Here is a 21,834-nt window from a genome sequence, read left to right on the forward strand (position 1 = left end):
GGGTGAAAAGGGAAAGAGTTTACAGTCCCATGTCCAAAAGACGGACGGGGGGTAGCCTGATCCGGGGCTGAAGCCCCTTTCTTTCGGATCTCTTTTCGGCACGGCTGAAGCCGTGCCCTGATACAAAGCGATGAGGCTTCCCACCTTAGCTTCTCCACCCCAGCGAACTTTGTTCGCCGGGGACCCCGGTTCGCGAAGGTGGGGCACCCCGGGATTTTTCGCAGAAGGAGGAAATGCAGATCCCTCCACTGCGCTTCACTGCGTTCCGCTTCGGTCGGGATGACAAGGAAAAGATGTCGGGGATAACAGGGGCGGGGATTCAGGCGGCCGGTCCCATGTCCGAAAAACGGACCTGGGGCACCCCGGGATTCGTGTTCCGATGGGAACGAAAAATGCCGGGGCTGAAGCCCCTCTTCATCCGGCAGTTTTATCCCCCGGCTAAAGCCGGGGGCTTCTACCGGGTTTCGATGGCGCGAAGAGCGAGTCGCCGTAGTGCTCGACCAGGGGGAATGGCTCGTAGAAATGGTGGAGGGCCTGGCGCCACGGTTCGTACCGGTCCGACTGGCGGAAGCCGATGGTGTGGTCTTCGAGGCTCTGCCACGCGACGAGCAGCAGATAGCGGCCCGGAGTCTCGATGCAGGGGCGCACTTCAATCCAAAGGAAGCCGGGCGTGGCGGCGACCAGAGGCCGGGCTGCGGTCATTGCCGCTTCGAACTCCGCTTCGGCTCCGAGAATCACGTTGAGGATGGCGGTCTCAAGAATCAACGGACTCGCCTCCGGAGTCGCCGGTGAGCCTGCGGACAGAGAGGCTGTCCTCGGCTTCGACGCGGTTGCGTCCGGCATGTTTGGCGCGGTAGAGGGCTTCGTCGGCGATGCGCACGAGCTGGCTGCAGCTGTCGCCGTCGATGGGCGAGAAGGTGGCCGAGCCGATGCTGATGGTGACGACGTCCCAGGCTGCGTTATTGCTGTGCGGAATGCGGCACTGCTCCACATCGGCGAGGATGCGCTGGGCGACTTCGAGCGAGCCGGAGGCGGCGGTGCCGGGCAGGATGATGGCGAACTCCTCGCCACCGTAGCGGGCGGCCAGGTCGGCGGAGCGTCCGGCAAAGAGAGCGATGGACTGGGCGATGCGGCGGAGGCAGTCGTCGCCGGCGAGATGGCCGTAGGCGTCGTTGTAGCGCTTGAAGTGGTCGACGTCGATCATGAGCAGAGAGAGGGTGCTCTGCTCGCGCTGGGCGCGCGACCACTCCCGCTCAAGGGTTTCGTCGAAGCGGCGGCGGTTGGCAAGGCCGGTGAGGCCGTCGACGGTCGCGAGGCTTTCGACCATGCGGAAGGCCTTGTTCAGCTCTTCTTCGGCGGCGCGGCGGTCGGAGATGTCGCGGACGATGTTGACGAAGCCGGCGGGGCTTCCGGTGGCGGGATCGCGATAGAGACGGGGGTTGGTTTCAACCCAGTGGTACTCTCCCTGGCTGTTGCGGCAGCGGTAGGGGAGGGCGCGGGCCGGCTTCCCTTCCTCGCAGTCCTTCAGAAGCCGGGAGAGGCTGGCGACGTCGTCGGGATGAACGAGCTGGTGATAGCTGCCGCCGATCACGTCCTCCGGCATCCAGCCGAGGACTTCGGTCACGGAGGGGGAGACGTAGTCGCGGTGGCCTTCGAGATCAGTGAGGACGATGACATCGCGCGAGGCCTCGGCAAGCAGACGGAAGCGCGCTTCGCTGGCCTGGAGGTTTTGCTGCAAACGTTTTCTCTCGGCAATGACGACTTCGGGGATATACAGCACGAGCATGGAGACGGCGAGGAAGCACTGGAGGAGGAGGATGCGTCCGGAGAGCGTGCCGCCGGAGATGAGCGCGGCCGGACCGCGATTCATGGTGGTGAAGAGACCGCCGACGACGGCCACGAGCAGCAGCCCGAGCGCGGAGCCGGCGAGGCCGAGACGCAGGCCGAGCAGGAGCAGAAACGGCAGCACCAGAAAGAAGAGCGGAAAGCGGACCTGCCAGAAGACGAGGATGGTGACCAGAAGCAGAAGCGCGAAGAGGCTGATGATCTCGTTCCAGCGGCGCGACTGAAAGGGGCGGCTCTGCGTGAAGGCGAGGTAGAGCGGGGTGACGATGGTGATGCCGAGAGCGTCGGCGGTAAACCAGATCTGAAAGCGATGCAGCATCAGTCCGGAGAAATAGAAGCTGTGCTCGACGGCAGGCGAGGCGAGCAGCGAGGCCACTGCCGGAGCGAGAAACATTCCATAGAGCAGAAGGCTGATGAGCTGACGGCGCTGGGTGAGATCGGGGCGGGGCGCGATGATGGGATAAAGAGGCAGAGCGGCGAGGAGAACCTCGAGCATGTTGCAGCTCGTAAGCCAGCCGGCCATCAGCGCTCTGTCGCCGAGGAGGATGTTGGCGGAAAAATCGATGAGCGCGGCGAGGATCAGCCAGACAGGCCACTGGCGGCGCGAGGAGCAGAGGAGAACGCCGAGGAGGAGTCCGTTGGAAGGCCAGAAGATGGTGACGCCGCCGGCGCTCCAGCTGCGGGCATTGAGCAGAGAGGCGACGGCAAAGAGAACGATGAGCAGCAGGGCGATACCCGCAAGGCGGGAAAAGGAAGGAAAGTCATGCGATTCGGGATTGCGGGAAACACCAGGAGAGATCATCGCCGTTTCTGTTGCATTCGAAGTACACTGACGGGCCCGAAGAGTCAGCAGACAAAACCCTTCCAGGCGCTCTGCTTCGCCTTACATTATGACGTATCCCGCTGTTTCTTCGACTACTTCCGTAATGCAGAGACAGAAGGAAACGAGATCGCAAACCAGCCGAAACCGGTGAGCCGTACTTTATAACAAATATCTGAGCGACTTTCACTCATTTTTCATCGTCATCGGCCTTGACAGTATTTTGGGGAAATCAGTATCGTTAGCAATCGGAGGGTTAAAGTGCTAACGGGCCGTGCGCGCCTGGCATACAGCACGTAACGCCTCTCTCGACCTGGCCGTGTTTCGCGTGCGGGATGATCGGCAAAGCCCGGCAGGCCGTGACGTTTTATCCCAGACTGACCCTGATTTTCGGCGAGGCTGCCCCTCGCAATTCACAATTCCGGGTGCGCAGGCGCGCGATCCGGCAACTCCGAAGGAGAAGCAACGCAATGGCAACTGCAACAGCGACGACTACGTTTACTCCGCTGCATGATCGCATCCTCGTCCGCCGTGTGGAAGAGGGCGAGACGATTCGCGGCGGCATCATCATTCCGGACTCGGCCAAAGAGAAGCCGCAGGAAGGCGAAGTGATCTCCGTGGGCAAGGGCAAGTCGAACGACGAAGGCAAGGTCTTCCCTCTCGACGTGAAGGCGGGCGACCGCGTGCTCTTCGGCAAGTACTCAGGCACCGAGATCAAGATCGATGGCGAAGAGTTCCTGATCATGCGTGAGGAAGAAGTCCTCGGCATTCTCAAGAAGTAGTCCTGGCCACGCCCACCTTAGCTTCTCCACCCCAGCGAACTTTGTTCGCCGGGGACCCCGGTTCGCGAAGGTGGGGCACCCGGTGATCCGAAAAGCAGATCCCTCCGCTTCGCGCTACGCGCTCCGGTGGGGATGACAAATCTTTTGTAGTTTTCACGAAACAGACGTAGACGTTTCAGGAGAAAAGAAATGGCAAAGCAGATTCTGCATGGAGAAGATTCGCGTCAGGCTATTCTGCGCGGCGTGAATACTCTGGCTGACGCGGTGAAGGTGACACTCGGTCCCAAGGGCCGCAACGTCGTCATCGAGAAGAAGTTCGGCTCGCCGACGATCACCAAGGACGGCGTGACCGTCGCGAAGGAAATCGAGCTGAAGGATTCGCTCGAAAACATGGGCGCGCAGATGGTGCGCGAAGTGGCGTCGAAGACCTCGGACGTAGCCGGCGACGGCACCACGACGGCGACGGTTCTGGCGCAGGCCATCTACCGCGAGGGTGTGAAGACGGTCGCGGCCGGCGCGAACCCGATGGCGCTGAAGCGCGGCATCGAGAAGGCCGTTGAGGCCATCGTGGGCAAGCGCGGCGAAGACGGCGTGGTGGTCGGTGGAGCGCTGTCGAAGTTCTCGAAGCCGGTCTCGGGCGACATGATCGCTCAGGTGGGCACGATCTCGGCGAACTCCGATTCGACGATCGGCGTGATCATTGCCGAGGCGATGAAGAAGGTCGGCAAGGACGGCGTGATCACGGTCGAGGAGTCGAAGACTCTGGAGACACAGCTTGAGGTTGTCGAGGGCATGCAGTTTGACCGCGGCTACCTGAGCCCCTACTTCGTGACCGATCCGGACCGCATGGAAGCGGTGCAGGAAGATCCCTACATCCTGATCTACGAGAAGAAGATCAGCACGATGAAGGATCTGCTTCCGCTGCTGGAGCAGGTTGCCCGCAACGGCAAGCCGCTGACGATCATCGCCGAGGACGTGGACGGCGAGGCGCTGGCGACCCTGGTGGTGAACAAGCTGCGCGGCACGCTGAATGTGGCCGCGGTGAAGGCTCCTGGCTTCGGCGACCGCCGCAAGGCCATGCTGGGCGACATCGCGATCCTGACGGGCGGCAAGGCGATCACCGAAGACCTGGGCCTGAAGCTCGAGAACATCAAGCTGGAAGACCTGGGCCGCGCGAAGCGTGTGACTGTCGACAAGGACAACACGACGATCGTCGAAGGCAAGGGCGAGTCCTCTGCCATTGCCGGACGCGTGAAGGAGATTCGCAGCCAGGTGGAGCGCACGACCTCCGACTATGACCGCGAGAAGCTGCAGGAGCGGCTGGCCAAGCTGGTCGGCGGCGTTGCGGTGATCAAGGTGGGCGCGGCGACCGAGACCGAGATGAAGGAAAAGAAGGCTCGTGTCGAGGACGCCATGCACGCGACCCGCGCGGCTGTCGAGGAAGGTATCGTCCCGGGCGGCGGCGTGGCCCTGGTTCGCGCTTCGTCGGAAGTCGATGCCCTGATCAAGACCCTCGAAGGCGACGAGAAGATCGGTGCACAGATCATCCGCCGCGCGATCGAGGAGCCGCTGCGTCAGATCGTCGGCAATGCCGGCGAAGAGGGCGCTGTGGTAGTCGGCAAGATTCACGAGAGCAAGGACACCAACTTCGGCTACAACGCCGGAACGGGCGTCTTTGAGGACCTGGTGAAGGCCGGCGTCATCGATCCGACCAAGGTCACGCGCACCGCGCTGCAGAATGCAGCGTCGATCGCGGGCCTGATGCTGACCACCGAAGCCATGGTCTCGGAGATTCCCGAGCCCAAGGCGGCCCCCGCTCCCGGCGGCCACGGCGGCGGCATGGACGGCATGTACTAAACTGCGCGTTTCGCGACACGCGCCTTGCGGCGCAGGACTGGCCGTCCAGGCATACGCGCCTGACGGCGCCAAAGGGGCTTCGCTTCGGCGAGGCCCCCTTTCTTTTGCAGCGGTTTCGTGTGCCCGGGTGGACAGCACGCTGCATGACAAGCGACCCACGCCCGTTCGACTCGCCTGCATCTCGCTCAGGGCAGGCTCAGGCAGCGCAGAAAAGCCCTCGCCGAAGCGAGGGCTTTTCTGTTTAGCGAGGATTTTTCGAAGGGCTTCTCTGCAGGGATTCGCGGGAAATATCAGTGCGCGTCCTGCTGGCGTTTCAGCTCGGCGTGGAAGGCCTGCTCGCGCTCGATGACGGCGGAGCGGTAGCCGTCGGGATCGATCCAGACGGATTCGCCGGCTCCGGCTTTGTCTTTCTCAAGCTTGGGGAGCATGTCGAAGTAGGCTCCGTGCGCGCCGAGGAAGATATCGCAGGGCAGGCTTTTGAGCAGGGTAAAGGTCCTTTCGTAGTCGCCGACGATGCCGGGGTAGGACGCAGGATGGCCAGGGCGATTGACGAGGCGGTATCCGGGATTGACGTTCCAGCTGCCGACGATCACTACGTTGAGCAGCTTCCCGCTGCTTCCCGGTCCGGCGGCGCGGGTCTTCATCGTCCAGGTGGTGCAGCCGCGGGTGTGGCCGGGGGTTTTATGCGCGACGAGGACCGTACCGCCGAGGCGCACTTCATCGCCATCGTGCAGGACGCGGTCGACCTTTGCGGCGGGATAGTGATCGTTGGGGTAAGCGAAATCTTTCGCGCCGCCGCTTTCGACGACGGGCACGTCGCCGTCCATGACCATGTATTTCGCACCGGTGAGGTGGAGGATCTCGGCGCTGCCGGCGTCGTGGTCGGAGTGTGCGTGGCTGATGAGCAGGATCTTAATGTCGCGGAAGTGGAAGCCGAGCTGTTCGACGCTTTTGCGGATGAGCGCGGGAGAGCTTGTGAGGCTGGAGTTGATGAGGATGTCGCCCTGCGGCGTGACGATGAGGTAGGAGGCGAGGTCTTTGCTGCCGACGTAGTAGAGATTGTTCGCAATGCGGAAGGGCGCGATGGGGGTGGTCCAGTCGGGATTGTCCGCAGCGCGCGCAGAGGCTGCGTATCCGGCGAGGAAGAGAGCGGCCAGGCACAGGCAGACCCTCCATCCGATTTGACGAGCGATTGTTTTTTGATTCATAGCGGTCTCAATTTTTGCAAAGGCGAAGAAATTCGTCCATAACCGGGCACGAGATGAAACGTCGCAATCATGGTGACATGTGGTGTCCGGCAATTCTTCAGGGATAAGAAATGCAGATCCTGCGCAGCCGCCCGACGACGGCTGCGCAGGTCGGGATGACAAGGGTTGAAGGTTTTCATCACCCCGGGGATTCTGCAAATCCTGTGTCCGGACAGAGGGACACGGCCCCCGGCTGAAGCCGCATGCATTGCTGGCTTCCTGCGGCACGGCTAAAGCCGTGCCCTTCTCCAGAAACATTCAAACCGGCTTACTGACGACGGCCTTTTCTGCGCGGCCGAGCTCAGCCGGCTTCCCCTGCGTTCAACCCGCTTCGCTGATCTGCAGCAGAAGCTGCTCGATGTCGCTGGTGGGCGGCAGGCAGGAGGTGCCCCGGCAGACCATGGCGAAGGCCGTTCCGCCGTGAAGCTGCGGCAGGCCAGGCAGCGTTTCAGCCAGCACGGGCGGCAGAGCGTCTGCGCTGACCTGGGAAGGCCGGAGCTGGATGACGGTTTTGTTGACGGCGTAGCGGGCGGTGGCGACGGTAGAGAAACGGCGGGCCGGGTCGCCTTCTCCCACGACGACGACCTGCACGGAGGGCAGCAGAAGACGGTCGAGGGCGAGGCCGTAGCTGCCGGCATAGAGGCCGAAGTGCTCGATGACGCCAGCAAAGGTCTCGAGGGTGTCTTCTGCCTTCTCGCGGAGACCGGCGAGGCCGCTCAGGGCTTCGAGGCGCAGCAGGGCCGCGGCGGCGACGGGGTTGCCGGCGGGCGTGGGCGAGTCCTGCATGGGCTTGCGGCGTGCGGAGAGGGCGCCGAGCTTCGGCTCACTGTTCTGTTCGGTGTCGAAGAAACCGCCGCCGGTCGCGTCGTAAAAGCGGGCGATCATGGTGTCCGCGAGCTGCTGCGCGTGCTGATACCAGCGCAGCTCGCCGGTGGCCTCCCACGCATCGATGCAGGCGTGGATGAGGAAGGCATAGTCTTCGAGGACGCCGGAGACGCGGGTGCGGGCGGCTTCGCTCTCCGGATACGCGACGACGTGCGCGAGGCCGGTCTGCGGCTCCCACGCATCGCGCAGGATGCGGTCGAGGGATTTGAGGGCGAAGGCGCGGGGAGCTTCGGCATCGAGCACGCGGCCGGCGTCAAAGTAGGCGGAGATGGCCATCGCGTTCCATGCAGTGTAGAGGGTTTTGTCGATGAAGGGCGTGGGACGCGCGAGGCGCGAGGCGTAGAGCTTTTCCCGCGCGGAGAGCAGAAGCTGTCCGGCTTCTTCGATGCTGCGCGAGGCGCGCTGCGCGATCTCTTCGAGCGAATGGCGGATGTGCAGCACATTCTTTTGCGGATTGTGGTGCATGTCGCCGATCTCGCCGATGTCGTAGTACGGGCCGGCGATGGCGAGCTCTTCGGGAGTGAGCGCGGCAGAGGCCTCGGCGCGGGTCCAGGTGAAGTAATCGCCGTCGTCGTCGAGCGAGGCGTCGGCATCCTGCGAAGCGTAGAAGCCGCCCTGCTCGCGGTCGGTGAGCCACTCGTTCATCCAGCGCATGATGTCGTTCGCGGTCTGCGCGAAGGCGGGATCGACGAAGGTCTGGAAGGCGTGGACGTAGTTGGCGAGCAGGCCGGCGTTGTCGTACAGCATTTTTTCGAAGTGCGGCACGACCCAGCGCTCGTCGACGGAGTAGCGGTGGAAGCCTCCGGCGAGATGATCGTAGATGCCGCCCTCGGACATCTTCTTCAGCGTGACGGTGACGGTCTCCTTTGCCGGCTCGTTGCCGGTGCGGGCGGCGGTGTCGATGAGGAGATCGACGGCGGCGGGGTGCGGGAATTTAGGCTGCGAGCCGAAGCCGCCGTGGCGCGGGTCGAACTGGCTGATGGAGCTCTGCACGAGCTTGTCGATGATGCCGAGGGAGAGCGATGCAGAGCGGCCGGAGAAGGTCTCGCTGTGCTCGATGGCGGCGAAGACGCTGGCCGCGGATTCGAGGGCTTCGTCGCGGCGGGTCTTCCAGACGTCGGAGAGGGTGAGCAGGACGCGCTGGAAGCCGGGGCGGCCGTAGCGGTCGTCGGCAGGAAAGTAGGTTCCGCCAAAGAAGGGGCGGCCGTCGGGCGTGAGGATGGCGGTGAGCGGCCAGCCGCCCTGACCGCTCATGGCCTGCACGGCGGCCTGATAGCGGGCATCGACGTCAGGACGCTCATCGCGATCGACCTTGACGGCGATGAAGTGCCGGTTGATGACCTCGGCGAGCGCGGGGTTCTCGTAGGACTCGCGGTCCATGACGTGGCACCAGTGGCACCAGACGGCTCCGATATCGAGCAGGATGGGCTTGTCTTCCTTCGCGGCGGCGGCGAAGGCCGCTTCGCCCCACTCGTGCCACCGGATGGGCTGATGCATGGCCGAGCGCAGATAAGAGGATGCGGCGTGTTCGAGGGCGTTGAAAGAGGACATCGTTATGCTTTCCTGGCGTTTTACGCGTTTGCGGCCTCAGCCGCCGTTCACGAGGCGCTTTGCGACCTCGACGTAGAGATCGATGGCTTCAAAAAGCTCGCGTTTGGAGAGCCTTTCGTGCGGCGTATGCGCGACATGGATGGAGCCGGGACCGAGCAAGAGCGGTTCTCCCCAGCCGGAGAGCCAGGGAATGTCGGTGGTGAAGGCGGCGATCATGCTGGGCAGGCCTTCGAAGTGGCGCATGCGCATGAAGGGGATTTCGAGGGGCCACTCGACGGTGGCGAGACCTTCGACGGCGTCTTCGATGGAGCTGCGCGTCTCTTCGGACGGGCCGACGAGGCGGATGAGGATCTGGGCCTCGGCGGAGTCGGCGATGACGTTGGGAGCGTGGCCGCCGGAGATGGTGCCGATATTGAGGGTGCTGGGGCCGACGTCGTGCGTGGCGGGCAGAGGCAGAGCGAGGATGCGGTGCAGCGCCTCGACGAGCTTGTGCGTGGCGCTGTCGCCGAGCTCAGGGTAGGCGGAGTGCGCCATCTTTCCGGCGGCGCGCACGATGGCGCGGAGCGCGCCCTTCGAGGCAAGAGCGATGCGATTGTCGGTGGGCTCGCCGTTGATGAGGAAGCGGCTGCCGCGCGGATTCTGATTGGCGACCCGGGCTCCGGCGGAGTCGCGCTCCTCGCCGACGACGAAGAGCAGGCCGGCGGGAATGCCGAGGTCGTGCAGGCGCTCGGCGGCAGCGAGCTGCGCGGCGATGATGCCTTTGGCGTCGCAGGCGCCGCGGCCGTAGATGAACTCGTCGTCTTCGCTCGAAGGGATGAATGGCGGAACGGTGTCGATGTGGGTGGAGAAGACGATTTCGGGCGTTTTTCCGGAGACAGAGGCGAAGACATTGAAGCGCTCGCTGGCGGAGCCGCTCTCGGCATGCTGCTCGACCGGCATTTTTTCGACGGACCAGTGGCGTTTGAGCAGGAATTCGGCGAGATACGACGCGGCCGCACCTTCGTTATAGGTGATGGATTCGATGTCGACGAGGGCGCGGGTGAACTGGACCGGATCGAGAGTCATCTGTGCTTCAGGATACAGGGAGGAAGCGGCCCGCTTTGATTTGCAGAGGAAAAAGCGGCAGGAGGTTTTTCAGGAACGGAAGGCTTTCGGCAGAGCGGGAGATTCGACGGTGTAAAAACCGGATGAATTTTCATTGCTTACAATGGATGGCGATGACGATTTCCACTGCTTCTGCTGTGCTGCGCACGGTGGACGATCTGCGCGGACCGGCGGGAAGGCTGGAAGCATTGCTGAACTCCGGCTCGCCGGACGCAAATTTTGCCGCCCTGGTCTGCCATCCCCACCCGATGGGCGGGGGCACCATGCATAACAAAGTGGTGTATCACGCGATGAAGGCCTTTCAGGGGCTGGGGCTGCCGGTGCTGCGCTTTAACTTTCGCGGCACGGGGCTGAGCGAGGGCGAGCACGACCACGGCCGCGGCGAGCGCGACGACGTGCGGGCGGCGCTGGACTGGCTGGAGCGGGAGTTCAGACGGCCGCTGCTGTTTGCGGGATTTTCATTCGGCGCGAATGTGGGGCTGCATGTATGCTGCGGCGATGCGCGGGTACGCGGCCTGGTTGGGCTGGGCGTACCGGTGCATGCGGAAGGACGCGACTACCACTACGAGTTTCTTCGAAGCTGCGCGCAGCCGAAGCTGTTCGTCAGCGGGACGCGCGACCAGTACGGGCCCATGGAAAAGGTGGAAGCCGCGGTCGATCTGGCGCCCGAGCCGAAGGAGCTGGTGTGGGTGGCCGATGCGGATCATTTTTTTGCAGGTAAGCTGGATGAGGTGCGCGCGGCCATGACGGCGTGGACCGAAAAAGAGTTTTCCCCACTGATACGTTCATGATGACCTTTGACGAGCTGCACCAGACGGCAACCGATATCTTTCGTGAAGCGCTGAAGGCCTGCGATGTTCCCCGGGCATTCGACCGTCATCTTCACTTCGACGACAGAACTCTTGTTCTGTGCCCTTCGCCGCTGCTGAAGGCGGCCTCCTTCCCTCTCGATCAGTACAAAAAGATCTTCGTGATCTCATTCGGCAAGGCGGGACTGACGATGCTGGAGGCGCTGCTGGAGCGGCTGCCGGAGAAGCGGAATATCCGCGGGGTGTGCTGCGCGCCGGAGCTGCCGAAGAAGCGCAACTGGAGAATCCGCTTTTTTGCCGGAGGGCATCCGCTGCCGAACGAGGATTCGTTTCGCGCGGCGCGGGCGGCGCTGCGGCTGCTGCAGCGGACCAGAAAAGACACGTTCGTCTTCTTCCTGGTGAGCGGGGGCGGATCGGCGATGTTCGAGCTGCCGCTGGACAAGCATATTTCGCTCGACGACACGATCGCCTTTCACGAGACGCTGATTGCCAGCGGGGCGTCGATCACCGAGATCAACACGGTGAGGAAGTACTTCTCGGCAGTGAAGGGCGGACGGCTGGCGATGGCGGCTCCGGAGGCGGAGAAGCTGACGCTGCTGCTGGCCGATGTGCCGCTGAAGGACCTGGCTGCGGTGGCCTCGTCGCCGACGCTGCCGGACCATTCGACTCCTGCGGAGTGCGCGGAGATTCTGGAGCGCTTTCACCTGATGGAGAAGTTTCCGCCGAATGTGCGCCGGTATTTCGAAGGCGTGATCGCCGGCAGGGCGGGCGAGCCGCAGTCCCCGCAGGCCTTCGAGCACATGCACATGGATGCCCTGCTCTCGAACCATGACTTTGTGAACGCGGCGCGCGACCGGGCGCAGGCGCTGGGCTTTCGCGTGGTGATCGACAACAGCTGCGACGACTGGGATTATGCGGATGCGGCGGCGTATCTGCTGAAGCGCTTTCATGAGCTGCGGAGCGAGACGCCGCGGCTGTGTCTGCTGTCGAGCGGCGAGGTGACGGTGAGGCTGGGCGCGCATCCGGGATGCGGCGGGCGCAACCAGCAGTTTGCGCTGGCGGCGGCGATGGATCTGGCGCAGTACGAAGGCCAGCCGCTGGCGGTGCTGAGCGCGGGATCGGACGGGATGGACGGAAACAGTCCGGCAGCGGGCGCGATTGCGGACACGACGACGGTGGCGCGGGCGCGGGCCTACCACTTCGATCCGCAGGAGACGCTGGAGCGCTTCGACGCCTGCACGCTGTTTACCGCGCTGGGCGATGCGGTGGTGACGGGGCCGACGGGCAACAATCTGCGCGATCTGCGAATTTTGATTTCGGGCGGGTAGGAGAAGGCAGGGATCAGGGATCAGCTATTCGCCGTCAGGGATTAGAAGACAGAAAGCTGTGCGAGCCCCGTGGAGAGGCTCGCGGCCAGTGATTCGGAACAGATCGTAATCAAGCCGGAGATATGTAACTTCTCTAGTTACGATTGCGGCAGTGTGGCCGAATCGGCGTGTGGAAGCTTCGTGTCGGGGATGGGGTCGCTGAAGCGGATGGCGAAGTTCTCGACCTGAGAGAGCCTTACGATGGGCGCTCCGCCAGCAGGCCTGGCCTGGATGCGGAAGAGCTCGGCATCCTGCACATCTTCAAGCACGAATGCGGGGCGGGCATCGTCGGCAAGGGTTTTGATCCGGATATTGCTGAGAGACAGCCCCTTCAGATGACGAATGTAGAAGCCTGACGCGGGCATGGGGCCGAACATATTCGGCTCGGGATACTTCGTCTCGTTTTCCGGCGGATGGATGGCGGCCTGGTCTGCGGCGGCTCCGCCCTGCGCGACGATGAGGACATCGCTGATGGAGACGTCTTCGATCTGCGAGCCGGGGATGCCGCTGAGGATGGAAGAGAGCTTCGAGGCGGTGTTCCAGCAGACGATGTTGCTGATAGAGACGCGGCGCATGGTGCCAACCTTCGTGCTCTCTTTTGGGCCGCGGAGGCGCGAGCCGAGGCGCAGGAAGATGGGCGCGCTGACGATGTTGCGCATGGTGATGTTGCTGACGGCGACGTCTTCGAGCAGCGCGCCGTCTTCGGATTCGAGCGCGAGGCCCTGGCAGCCTTCAAAGACGCAGTTGGAGACGGTGATGTTGATGAATCCGCCATTGGATTCGGTGCCGAACTTGATGCGGCCGGTGCGCGGGACGCGCGCGTCGTCGGGGAATTTCTTCCAGGAGCCGTCGAGCAGGCTGCCGAGCTGCCAGTAGCCGGAGACGTAGCAGCTGGTGATGGTGACGTTTTCCGTGGCGCGGGCGTAGCCGAGGCCGTAGGAGCTTTTGAGGCAGATGCCGTCGTCCCAGGGACTGTTGACCGAGCAATTGGAGACGCGCACGTTGCGGCAGCAGTCGATGTCCATGCCGTCGCGGTTGGTGTCGATTTTGAGATTGTCGATGGTGAGGTTGTCGACCGCGGTGGCGAGGATGCCGAACCAGCCGCCCTGCAGGATGGAGAAGTCGCGCAGGATGACGTTGCGGCAGTTTTTGAGCGAGATGGCCTTGTTGCCGACGCCGGGGCTGGTGGTGCCGGGCAGATCGGTGTCTTCGTGGTGGCCGCGGCTGAGGCCTTTGCCGTAGATGAGGCCGGGACCGGTGATGGAGATATTTTCGAGGTCTTCGCCCCAGATCAGGCTGTTGTGCCAGTGATTGTGGCCGTAGTCCTGGTAGGCGTCCCATGCGGTGTTGGGCTCGGCCGCATCGTATTGCGCGCCTTCGGCGGCGAGGATGACGGCTCCCTGATCGAGGAAGAGCGCGACGTTGCTTTTGAGGCGGATGGAGTAGCAGGCGTAGGTTCCGGCGGGAAAGAAGACGGTCCCGCCCTTTGCGGCAGCGGCTTCGATGGCGCGATTGATGGCGGGCGTGTCGATGGTTTTGCCGTCGCCCACGGCTCCGAAGGCATTGACGGAGAAGCCGGATGATGCTGCGGCGGCGGGAGCGTGCGGCGCGGAGGCGGCGAAGGCAGGCGCGGAGGCGAGAGCCGCGCCGGTGACGCCGGCTCCGGCAAAGCGAAGGAAGTCTCTGCGAGTGTCGTTCCTGCGGGTGTCGCTTGTGCGGGCATCGTTTTTCATCGCGGGGGTCTTCATGCTGGCTGGCGCGGGCGGCGCGGCATCTTCGGCGCTTCCCTGCTCTTCTCCTTTGTGCCGCTTCGTCCGGCATGTAACAAGGTACACGAAGTGGTCGGACCAGTTGAAGTTTCGACGGAAAATCGGTCCTCCCGATGCGGCAGGCGAGGCAGTTGTGGCATGGTGGAGGAGCGGACTTTTTTGTCAGAAGACGGAGCGAGGGCCGAGTGCGCATTACGCTTTTTATTACCTGCTACAACGACACGCTGTTTCCGGAGACGGGCCAGGCGGTGGTGCGGCTGCTGGAGCGGCTGGGGCATGAGGTGGTCTTTCCTCTCGACCAGACCTGCTGCGGGCAGATGCACTACAACACCGGCTATCAGCGCGAGGCCGTTCCACTGATGAAGCGGTTTGTGGAGACGTTCCGGGAGGCGGAGACGATCTGCATTCCCTCTTCGTCGTGTGTGGCTATGATTCGCGACCACTATCCGCTGATGGCGGAGGAGAGCGGCGACGCGGAGCTGGTGCGGGCAGTGGAAGAGCTGCTGCCGCGCATCTATGAGCTGAGCGAGCTGCTGGTGAAGAAGCTGGGCCTGGAAGATGTGGGCGCGTACTACGCGCATCGCGTGACCTACCACGCGAGCTGCCACTCGCTGCGCGGGCTGCAGCTTGGGGATATTCCGCTGCGGCTGCTGCGGAAGGTGCGCGGCATCGATCTGGTGGAGCTGCCGAATATCGACCGCTGCTGCGGCTTCGGCGGCACGTTCGCGGTGAAGAACGGCGACGTGTCGGCGGCAATGCTGGCGGAGAAGATGAAGGACGTGGAGAACACGACGGCCGAGGTGTGCACGGCGGTGGATAACTCATGCCTGATGCACATCTTCGGCGGGCTGCACCGGGCGAGGGCGGGCGTGAAGACGGTGCATCTGGCGCAGATTCTGGCCTCGACCGAAGCGGAGGGCGAAGCATGACGGTGCGGGTGGGCGAGTCGGCGCGGGCCCTGCCGTTTCAGAAAGCGGCGCTGCCGCTGCTGGACGATGCGCAACTGAGAAAGAACGTGCGTCATGCGACGGATACGATCCAGCGCAAGCGCGGGCTGGTGGTGGCGGAGCAGACGGACTGGCAGGAGCTACGGACGGCGGCGAGCGCGATCAAGCGGCACACGCTGAAGCATCTGGACACGTACCTGACGCAGTTCGAGGAGCGCTTTACGGCGGCGGGCGGCGTGGTGCACTGGGCCTCGGACGCGGACGAGGCGAACCGCATTGTGCTGGGGCTGGTGCAACAGTATGGCGGCAAGGAAGTCATCAAGATCAAGACGATGACTTCGGACGAGACGCGGCTGAACGAGGCGCTGGAGCAGGCGGGCGTTCATCCGTATGAGACGGACCTGGCGGAGCTGATTATTCAGCTGGGGCACGATAAGCCATCGCATATCGTCGTCCCGGCGCTGCACAAGAACCGCGCGCAGATTCGCGAGATCTTTCTGCGCGAGATGGGGCTGAAGGAGCTGGGCAACCGGCCGGAGGATCTGACGGCGGCGGCGCGGCGGTTTCTGCGCGAGAAGTTTCTGCGCGTGAAGATCGGCGTAAGCGGCGCGAATTTCCTGATCGCGGAGACGGGCGGCGTGTGCATTGTGGAATCGGAGGGCAATGGACGGATGTGCCTGACGATGCCGGAGGTGCTGATCTCGATGGCGGGGATCGAGAAGGTGATTCCGTCGTTCGAGGATCTGGAGGTCTTTCTGCAGCTGCTGCCGCGGTCGGCGACGGGCGAGCGGATGAATCCGTACAACTCGATCTGGACGGGCACGCACGAGGACGACGGGCCGAAGCACTTTCATGTGGTGCTGCTGGACAACGGACGCACGAGCATCCTGGCGGATAAGGAATCGAGGCAGACGCTGCACTGCATTCGCTGCGCGGCGTGCCTGAATACGTGTCCGGTGTACCGACAGACGGGCGGGCACGCGTACGGGTCGAGCTATGCGGGGCCGATTGGAGCGATCTTTACGCCGCAGGTGCTGAATATGGAGCACGCGCAGTCGCTTCCCTACGCGTCGTCGCTGTGCGGAGCGTGCTATGAAGTGTGTCCGGTGAAGATCAACATTCCGGAGGTGCTGATTCATCTGCGCGGGCGTGTGGTGCGCGAGCAGAAGAGCGCGCTCGATCCGGAGGCGCTGGGGATGAAGGCGATGGCCACGGTCTTCGGCAGCCGTCATCGCTTTGAGGCGGCGCAGCGGCTGGCGCGGGTGGGGCAATGGCCCGTCGTATCGCATGGATGGGTGCGGCACCTGCCGGGCATGATGGGCAACTGGACGGCGGTGCGCGATATGAAGGCGATTCCCGATCAGCCGTTCCGCGCGTGGTGGAAGCAGCGCCAGAAAAAACAGGAGAAGCAGGCATGAGCGGGACGCGCGAAGCGGTTCTGAAGCGGATTCGCTCGGCGATCGGCGGATCGTCTGCCGATGCGGCGGCGCGGGAGGCGGAGCGCGAAGTGCTCCCGCGGGAGTATCGCCGCGCGGGCTCGCTGGATGCAGATGCGCGGCTGGCGATGTTTATCGAGCGGCTGCACGAGTACGACGCCAACGTGGTGCGGACGGATGCGGCGCGAGTGGCGGTCGCGATCGGCGCGATTCTGCAGGAGCACGGGCAGCGGTCGGTGATTGTGGCGGACGGCTTTCCGGTAGAGATGCTGCCTGACCCGATCACGCCAAAATCGGGCGCGGCAGGGGGGCCGGCTGAGAGCTTTGCCTTCCGGCGCGAGGAGAAGGCGAACGTCGAGGATCTGGACCGCTGCGACGGCATCATCACGAGCTGCTTTGCGGGGATCGCCTTCACGGGATCGATTGTGCTGACGCATGGGCCGGGCGAGGGAGCGCGGCGATTTACGCTGCTGCCGGACCGGCACCTGTGCGTGGTGCGCACGGAGCAGGTGGTAGAGACGGTGCCGGAGGCGATGGATCGGCTGGCGGGATTTGCAACCGCTCCGATTACGTTTATCTCCGGGCCTTCGGCGACGGCGGATATCGAGATGATGCGCGTGCGCGGCGTGCACGGGCCGCGCTTTCTGGACGTGGTGCTGGTGGGGTGAACTTATCTCGCTATCGACCCATGCCTACAATCTGAAAGTCTGGCAGGGCCCTAATTTTCCCCGATCATAACGCTGTCAGTCTGCGTCATTCCCCCTATTGCATGGAGCTAATTGATCGCTCGCGTTCAACAGACAAAAGCTCATGAAATGCCTCTTATCTTTGGGGTAGATATCGTAAGTGATATCACCCCAGACGTAATAGTGAGGTCCTGAACTGTGATTGGATGGATCAAGACTGTTCTTTGGTACGGCTTGAGAGTGGTTGGTTGTGTCGAATGTCATAGTCGCATCTCTACCGATGGTCCCGACATCTTCCACTAAGCAGCCTGGGATATTAGGCGGGAAAGCACCAATGGAGGGTACGTCAACTCTGACCTGTCCGCATCTCCAGATATGGATATTAAATGCTGGAGAAGGACCGGTGTTCGTAATGATTATCCTCCCAGTTACTCTGGGTGCATCTGGTGTATATCTAAATCCAGTTTCCTTTATCACAACCCAAGCGCGAGAATTTAAAAGTGCAGCAACGGCTAGGTTGCGTGTGTCAGTTCCCCCCTCGTGCATCTCCCTAAGTTGATTTCTCAAGATGCAAGTCGTCACCAGACTGGTAATCACCAAAATGAGAGTGAAGATCGCCATCCATTTTTGTTGCGTTAGCGGTAATACGTGCCGATTTGTCAGCGGATGATTCCTGTTCCGTTTTGGCGAACTTCTCATTCATTTTGTGTTTTAGATAACTGATGAACCGAGCCCACCGACTCTGAATACGTGTCTTTATTGAGGGGTCTTCACTTGAGCCCTTTTTCACTTTGGCCAAGGCGTATACCTCATTTTGGATTATTGCTTCAGCTTAGAACACCACCGAAAATCACGCCCATTGACAATGGAGGGCAGACTATAGTGGGCTCCAATTATTGCCGCAGTATTGCCTGCGCGGTGGCTGTCGGCAATTCATTGGCCTTGAGGTAGTTGCCGTAGCCGACGACCAGGGTTGATCCGACGAGCAGAGCGAGTCCGGCGGTGACCAGCCAGCGGGTTTTGAGGCTGGTGCCGCGCCACTCGTGCAGCAGGATTCCCCAGAGCGTGGAGAAGATGATGATGCTGGCCATGTGGAGGGTCCAGCTCGAGAAGTCGTACTTGCCCATCTTCGTCTGGCCCATGCTGTAGAAGAAGAACTGGAAGTACCACATGATGCCGGCGGCGGCGGACATGAGCAGGTTGACCCAGGGCGTGGCTCCATGGCGGCGGCCTTCCACGTACTGGCCCCAGGTGCGGTTGCGGAAGAGCAGCCAGGCACACCAGATGAAGTTGCTGGTGAATCCGCCCCAGAGGACGATGATGAGCACGGGCAGGTTCTGGAAGAGGTCGGCGTGGTGGTGGGCGAGGAGCCACTGCGCGGAGAGCGCGGCGATGGGCTTGCCGGCGGCGAGGCCGTAGGCGAAGCAGGCGCTCATGATGCCGGCAAAGGTGGCGACGAGGATGCCTTTGACGAAGCTGAACTCCTCGATGGTCTTCTTCTTTTCCTCGTCGGGCATTTCGCGCTCTTTGGAGAGGCCGGCGGCTCCGCTGAGGACGATGCCGAGCAGGCAGACGCCGATGCCGAGGAGAATGATGCGGCCTGATGTGGACCCGGCGATGGCGGCGAACTGGCCTTCAAAGATGGGCGGCAGCAGCGTGCCGAAGGCGGTGCAGAGGCCGAGGGCGATGGCGTATCCCAGAGCGATGCCGAGATAACGGACCGAAAGGCCGAAGGTGAGGCCGCCGATGCCCCAGAGAAATCCCCACATATAGGCATAGCCGATGCTGGACGCGGGCGCGTGGTGCAGGATGGCATAGGACGCGGGCACGAAGATGAGGGCGAGCACGGTGGGCGCGATGATCCAGCTGAAGACGCCCTGAAGAAGCCAGTAGACCTCCCACGACCAGCGGCGGATTTTGCGAAAGGGCAGGTAGCAGCTTGCTGAGGAGAGTCCGCCGATCCAGTGGTAGACGATTCCCAGAAATGGATTTGGCCCCATTCAGCGTTCTCCTGTGCGCGTGTAATCGTGAGTCGGGATCATCGTAGCGGATGCGTGTACCAATTGGGAACTTTCTTTGCTAATGGATGGAAAAACAAGGGGTGTTTACCCTGCTGAAGGGCTGGTGCAGATTTCCATTTTCTTTCTCGCACAGAATGGGTTGGATGGTAAATAATGCTCTACCGGAAGAGACAGGCGGAAATTCACGGGGGAACTGTGAAGTTTCAATAGATAGTTTGTTTCTGCTATTATCCTGGCGCGAGGAGATTCCCGAATGAGCCGATTTGAAGAACGTATCCATCATGCCCTTGATTCCTTTCAGATCGAGCTGCCGTCCTGGGGCTTTGCCAACACCGGGACACGGTTTGGGAAATTTCAGCAGGCGGAAGCGGCGACCAGTATCGAAGAGAAGTTTGCCGATGCGGCGGAGGTACACGCGCTGACCGGAGCCAGCCCGTCGCTGGCGCTGCACGTGGAGTGGGACCTGCCGAATGGAGTGAAGGACGCGCAGCAGATCCGGTCGCTGGCGGCGAAGTACGGGATTCGCGCGGGCGCGATCAATCCCAACCTCTTCGAGCGGCAGGAGTACAAGTACGGCTCGATCTGCAATCCGGACAAGGCGGTGCGGGCGATTGCGACGGATCATCTGCTGGAGTCGGTGGAGATTGCGAAGGCGCTCGGGATGCGGGATGTTTCGCTGTGGGTCTCCGATGGCTCGAATTATCCGGGCTCGCAGAGCATCCGGCGACGGATCGACTGGATGCTGGAGGTCTTTGCCGCGGTGCATGCGGCGCTCGGCGAGCGGCAGCGGATGCTGATCGAGTACAAGCCCTTCGAGCCGGCCTTTTATCACACCGATATCGCCGACTGGGGCATGGCGCTGGTGCTGGCGCGGCGGACGGGCCCGAAGGCCACGGTGCTGGTGGATACGGGGCATCACTATCAGGGGCAGAATATCGAACAGATCGTGACGTGGCTGCTGCATGAAGAGCTGCTGGGCGGCTTCCACTTCAACGACCGCAAGTATGCGGATGACGATCTGACGCTGGGCTCGATCGATCCTTACCAGATCTTCCGCATCTTCCATGAGATTTTCTCGAACGCCGCGGATGTGCAGCAGATACCGTTCATGATCGACCAGAGCCACAACCTGAAGGGCAAGATGGAAGCGATGGTGCAGACGGTGTGCAACGCGCAGGAGATCTTTGCCAAAGCGGCGATTGTGGACCGCGAGCGGCTGGGCGGGCTGCAGGATGAGGCGCGGCTGGTGGAGGCGGAAGAGTGCCTGCGCGAGGCCTTCTGGTTCGACGTGCGGCCAGCGATCCGGGAGTGGCGGCGGAGCCACGGGATTGCGGAAGATCCGCTCGATGCGCTGCGGACGAGCGGCTACCTTGAAAAGATCCGCGCAGAGCGGCGCGAGCGAAATGCGAAGGCGGTTGTGAGCTACGCGTGAGCGGCGGTTTCTGCGATCCATTGCAGAAACCACGTTCCAATAGCGAAATGATTGTGATATGGTCAGCGCTGAGTTTTTCCGGTGAGGTAAACCTTTGCCCAAATCTTCCACACGGCGCCTGTATCTCATTCCTATCCTGTCGAAGGCGCTCGATATCCTCGAGCTTCTGCAGAAAGAAGAGCAGCCGATGGCGCTGGAGGCGATCTTCCAGCGCACGCGCATCTCGAAGACGACTGTCTACCGCATTCTGAAAACGTTTGTTCACCGCGGCTATCTGGCGCAGTCGCAGGACGGATTGTACCGGCTGGTGACGCGGCCGCGGAAGGTGCGCTTCGGCTTCGGCAAACAGAGCGCGGAGATGCCCTTCTCAGAAGAAGTGACGGCGAGCCTGCGCGCGGCGGCGAGCCAGGCGGGCGTGGACCTGCTGGTGCTGGACAACCACTACGACGCAGCGACGGCGATTCGTACGGCGGAGGAGTTTGTGCGCAATCGCGTGGACCTGGCGATCGAGTTCCAGATCGATCAGCAGGTGGCGCCGATTATTGCGGACAAGATCGCGGCTGCGGGCATTCCGCTGATTGCGATCGATATTCCGCATCCGCACGCGACCTACTTCGGCGTGGACAACTACCGAGTGGGCGTGGAGGCGGGAGAGCTGCTGGCCCGCTATGCGCAGGAGCGCTGGCGCGGCAAGGCGGAGTGGATTCTGGGACTCGACATCGAAGAGGCGGGGCCGCTGGTGCAGAGCCGCATCACGGGAAGCTTCCAGGGGATTCGCAATAAGCTGCCGAACCAGCCGATCGAGACCTTCGTGCGCATGGATGGACGCGGGATGCGCGACAAGAGCTCGAAGCTGATTGCGGAGTTTCTGAACCGGCACCCGAAGGACCGGCACATTCTGATTGCCGCGGCCACGGATACGAGCGCGCTGGGCGCGCTGGAGGCGGTGCGCGAGCTGAAGCGCGAGAGGCATGTCGCCATTGCCGGACAGGACTGCATTCCGGAGGCGCTCGAAGAGATGCAGCGGCCGGACAGCCCGTGGGTGGGCTCGGTATCGCACGAGGCGCCGAGCTATGGTCCGTACCTGATCCAGCTGGGGCTGTCGATTCTTCGCGGCCAGACGGTTCCTCCGTACAACTACGTGGAGCACAAGCTGGTGACGGGCGCGGCGATGGCCAAAGCGGAGCAGGGGTGACGGCCAAAACGGAGTAAAAGAAGCCGGTTTCGGCAGCGCCATTATTTTCCTATAGAAACATTTGCTCTATTGGTGTGGAAT

General features: G+C 62.6%; 17 protein-coding genes. 9 read left to right on the forward strand and 8 right to left on the reverse strand.

Annotation, left to right across the window (positions count from 1 at the left end; translation table 11 throughout):
- Nucleotides 1-438: 438 nt before the first annotated feature.
- Nucleotides 439-765: an antibiotic biosynthesis monooxygenase family protein gene (locus D0Y96_RS16095; RefSeq protein WP_199480396.1), complete on the reverse strand. Its 327-nt coding sequence runs from the start codon at nt 763-765 to the stop codon at nt 439-441.
- Complete coding sequence (locus D0Y96_RS16100; RefSeq protein ID WP_117301981.1) at nt 755-2,647, reverse strand: bifunctional diguanylate cyclase/phosphodiesterase; 1,893 nt, start codon at nt 2,645-2,647, stop codon at nt 755-757. The genes D0Y96_RS16095 and D0Y96_RS16100 overlap by 11 nt, the downstream gene beginning before the upstream one ends.
- Nucleotides 2,648-3,135: 488 nt before the next feature.
- On the opposite strand from D0Y96_RS16100, the gene D0Y96_RS16105 reads away from it, so the two are divergent.
- Entirely contained in the window at nt 3,136-3,447 is a 312-nt protein-coding gene (locus D0Y96_RS16105) for a co-chaperone GroES (RefSeq protein ID WP_117301984.1), read from the forward strand.
- A gap of 189 nt (nt 3,448-3,636) precedes the next feature.
- Nucleotides 3,637-5,304, forward strand: coding sequence for a chaperonin GroEL (gene groL / locus D0Y96_RS16110; RefSeq protein ID WP_117301986.1), 1,668 nt, complete (start codon nt 3,637-3,639; stop codon nt 5,302-5,304).
- Between the two features lie 290 nt (nt 5,305-5,594).
- Here the strand turns inward: groL and bla are convergent, their stop codons facing one another.
- From bla to D0Y96_RS16125, 3 genes are all read right to left on the reverse strand, one after another.
- On the reverse strand, nt 5,595-6,512 hold the full coding sequence (gene bla / locus D0Y96_RS16115; protein WP_117301988.1) for a subclass B3 metallo-beta-lactamase: 918 nt from the start codon (nt 6,510-6,512) through the stop codon (nt 5,595-5,597).
- A 360-nt stretch (nt 6,513-6,872) separates the two neighbouring features.
- Complete coding sequence (locus tag D0Y96_RS16120) at nt 6,873-8,987, reverse strand: thioredoxin domain-containing protein (protein ID WP_117301990.1); 2,115 nt, start codon at nt 8,985-8,987, stop codon at nt 6,873-6,875.
- A gap of 36 nt (nt 8,988-9,023) precedes the next feature.
- Complete coding sequence (locus D0Y96_RS16125; RefSeq protein WP_117301992.1) at nt 9,024-10,052, reverse strand: M20/M25/M40 family metallo-hydrolase; 1,029 nt, start codon at nt 10,050-10,052, stop codon at nt 9,024-9,026.
- Between the two features lie 152 nt (nt 10,053-10,204).
- Between D0Y96_RS16125 and D0Y96_RS16130 the strand changes: the two genes are divergently transcribed.
- Together D0Y96_RS16130 and D0Y96_RS16135 are read left to right on the forward strand one after the other, a co-directional pair.
- A complete protein-coding gene (locus D0Y96_RS16130) occupies nt 10,205-10,882 on the forward strand; it encodes an alpha/beta hydrolase (RefSeq protein WP_117302650.1) in 678 nt (225 codons plus the stop codon).
- Entirely contained in the window at nt 10,879-12,228 is a 1,350-nt protein-coding gene (locus D0Y96_RS16135) for a glycerate kinase type-2 family protein (protein ID WP_117301994.1), read from the forward strand. The genes D0Y96_RS16130 and D0Y96_RS16135 overlap by 4 nt, the downstream gene beginning before the upstream one ends.
- Before the next feature lie 137 nt (nt 12,229-12,365).
- Here D0Y96_RS16135 and D0Y96_RS16140 read toward each other — a convergent pair whose 3' ends face one another.
- Nucleotides 12,366-14,000, reverse strand: a complete 1,635-nt coding sequence (locus tag D0Y96_RS16140) for a rhamnogalacturonidase (RefSeq protein ID WP_117302653.1) — start codon at nt 13,998-14,000, stop codon at nt 12,366-12,368.
- A gap of 221 nt (nt 14,001-14,221) precedes the next feature.
- On the opposite strand from D0Y96_RS16140, the gene D0Y96_RS16145 reads away from it, so the two are divergent.
- Genes D0Y96_RS16145 through D0Y96_RS16155 form a run of 3 tightly spaced genes read left to right on the forward strand, consistent with a single transcriptional unit; the run spans nt 14,222 to nt 17,087 of the window.
- Nucleotides 14,222-14,965, forward strand: coding sequence for a (Fe-S)-binding protein (locus D0Y96_RS16145; RefSeq protein ID WP_117301996.1), 744 nt, complete (start codon nt 14,222-14,224; stop codon nt 14,963-14,965).
- A complete protein-coding gene (locus tag D0Y96_RS16150; RefSeq protein WP_117301999.1) occupies nt 14,962-16,401 on the forward strand; it encodes a LutB/LldF family L-lactate oxidation iron-sulfur protein in 1,440 nt (479 codons plus the stop codon). The genes D0Y96_RS16145 and D0Y96_RS16150 overlap by 4 nt, the downstream gene beginning before the upstream one ends.
- Entirely contained in the window at nt 16,398-17,087 is a 690-nt protein-coding gene (locus D0Y96_RS16155) for a LutC/YkgG family protein (protein WP_117302001.1), read from the forward strand. The genes D0Y96_RS16150 and D0Y96_RS16155 overlap by 4 nt, the downstream gene beginning before the upstream one ends.
- 568 nt (nt 17,088-17,655) lie before the next feature.
- Here D0Y96_RS16155 and D0Y96_RS16160 read toward each other — a convergent pair.
- Together D0Y96_RS16160 and rhaT are read right to left on the reverse strand one after the other, a co-directional pair.
- The gene (locus tag D0Y96_RS16160) at nt 17,656-17,904 is read right to left on the reverse strand and encodes a hypothetical protein (protein ID WP_147325099.1); all 249 of its coding nucleotides are present in this window, start codon (nt 17,902-17,904) and stop codon (nt 17,656-17,658) included.
- Nucleotides 17,905-17,998: 94 nt separating this feature from the next.
- Nucleotides 17,999-19,105, reverse strand: a complete 1,107-nt coding sequence (gene rhaT / locus D0Y96_RS16165) for an L-rhamnose/proton symporter RhaT (RefSeq protein WP_117302003.1) — start codon at nt 19,103-19,105, stop codon at nt 17,999-18,001.
- Between the two features lie 274 nt (nt 19,106-19,379).
- On the opposite strand from rhaT, the gene D0Y96_RS16170 reads away from it, so the two are divergent.
- Nucleotides 19,380-20,558 (forward strand): sugar isomerase, encoded by a 1,179-nt coding sequence (locus tag D0Y96_RS16170; protein WP_117302005.1) that lies wholly within the window; start codon nt 19,380-19,382, stop codon nt 20,556-20,558.
- Between the two features lie 94 nt (nt 20,559-20,652).
- Nucleotides 20,653-21,753 carry a substrate-binding domain-containing protein gene (locus D0Y96_RS16175; protein ID WP_117302007.1) on the forward strand — a complete coding sequence of 367 codons (1,101 nt, stop codon included), beginning with the start codon at nt 20,653-20,655 and terminating at the stop codon, nt 21,751-21,753.
- Nucleotides 21,754-21,834: the final 81 nt, after the last annotated feature.

This window comes from Paracidobacterium acidisoli, assembly GCF_003428625.2.
Taxonomy (GTDB): domain Bacteria; phylum Acidobacteriota; class Terriglobia; order Terriglobales; family Acidobacteriaceae; genus Paracidobacterium; species Paracidobacterium acidisoli.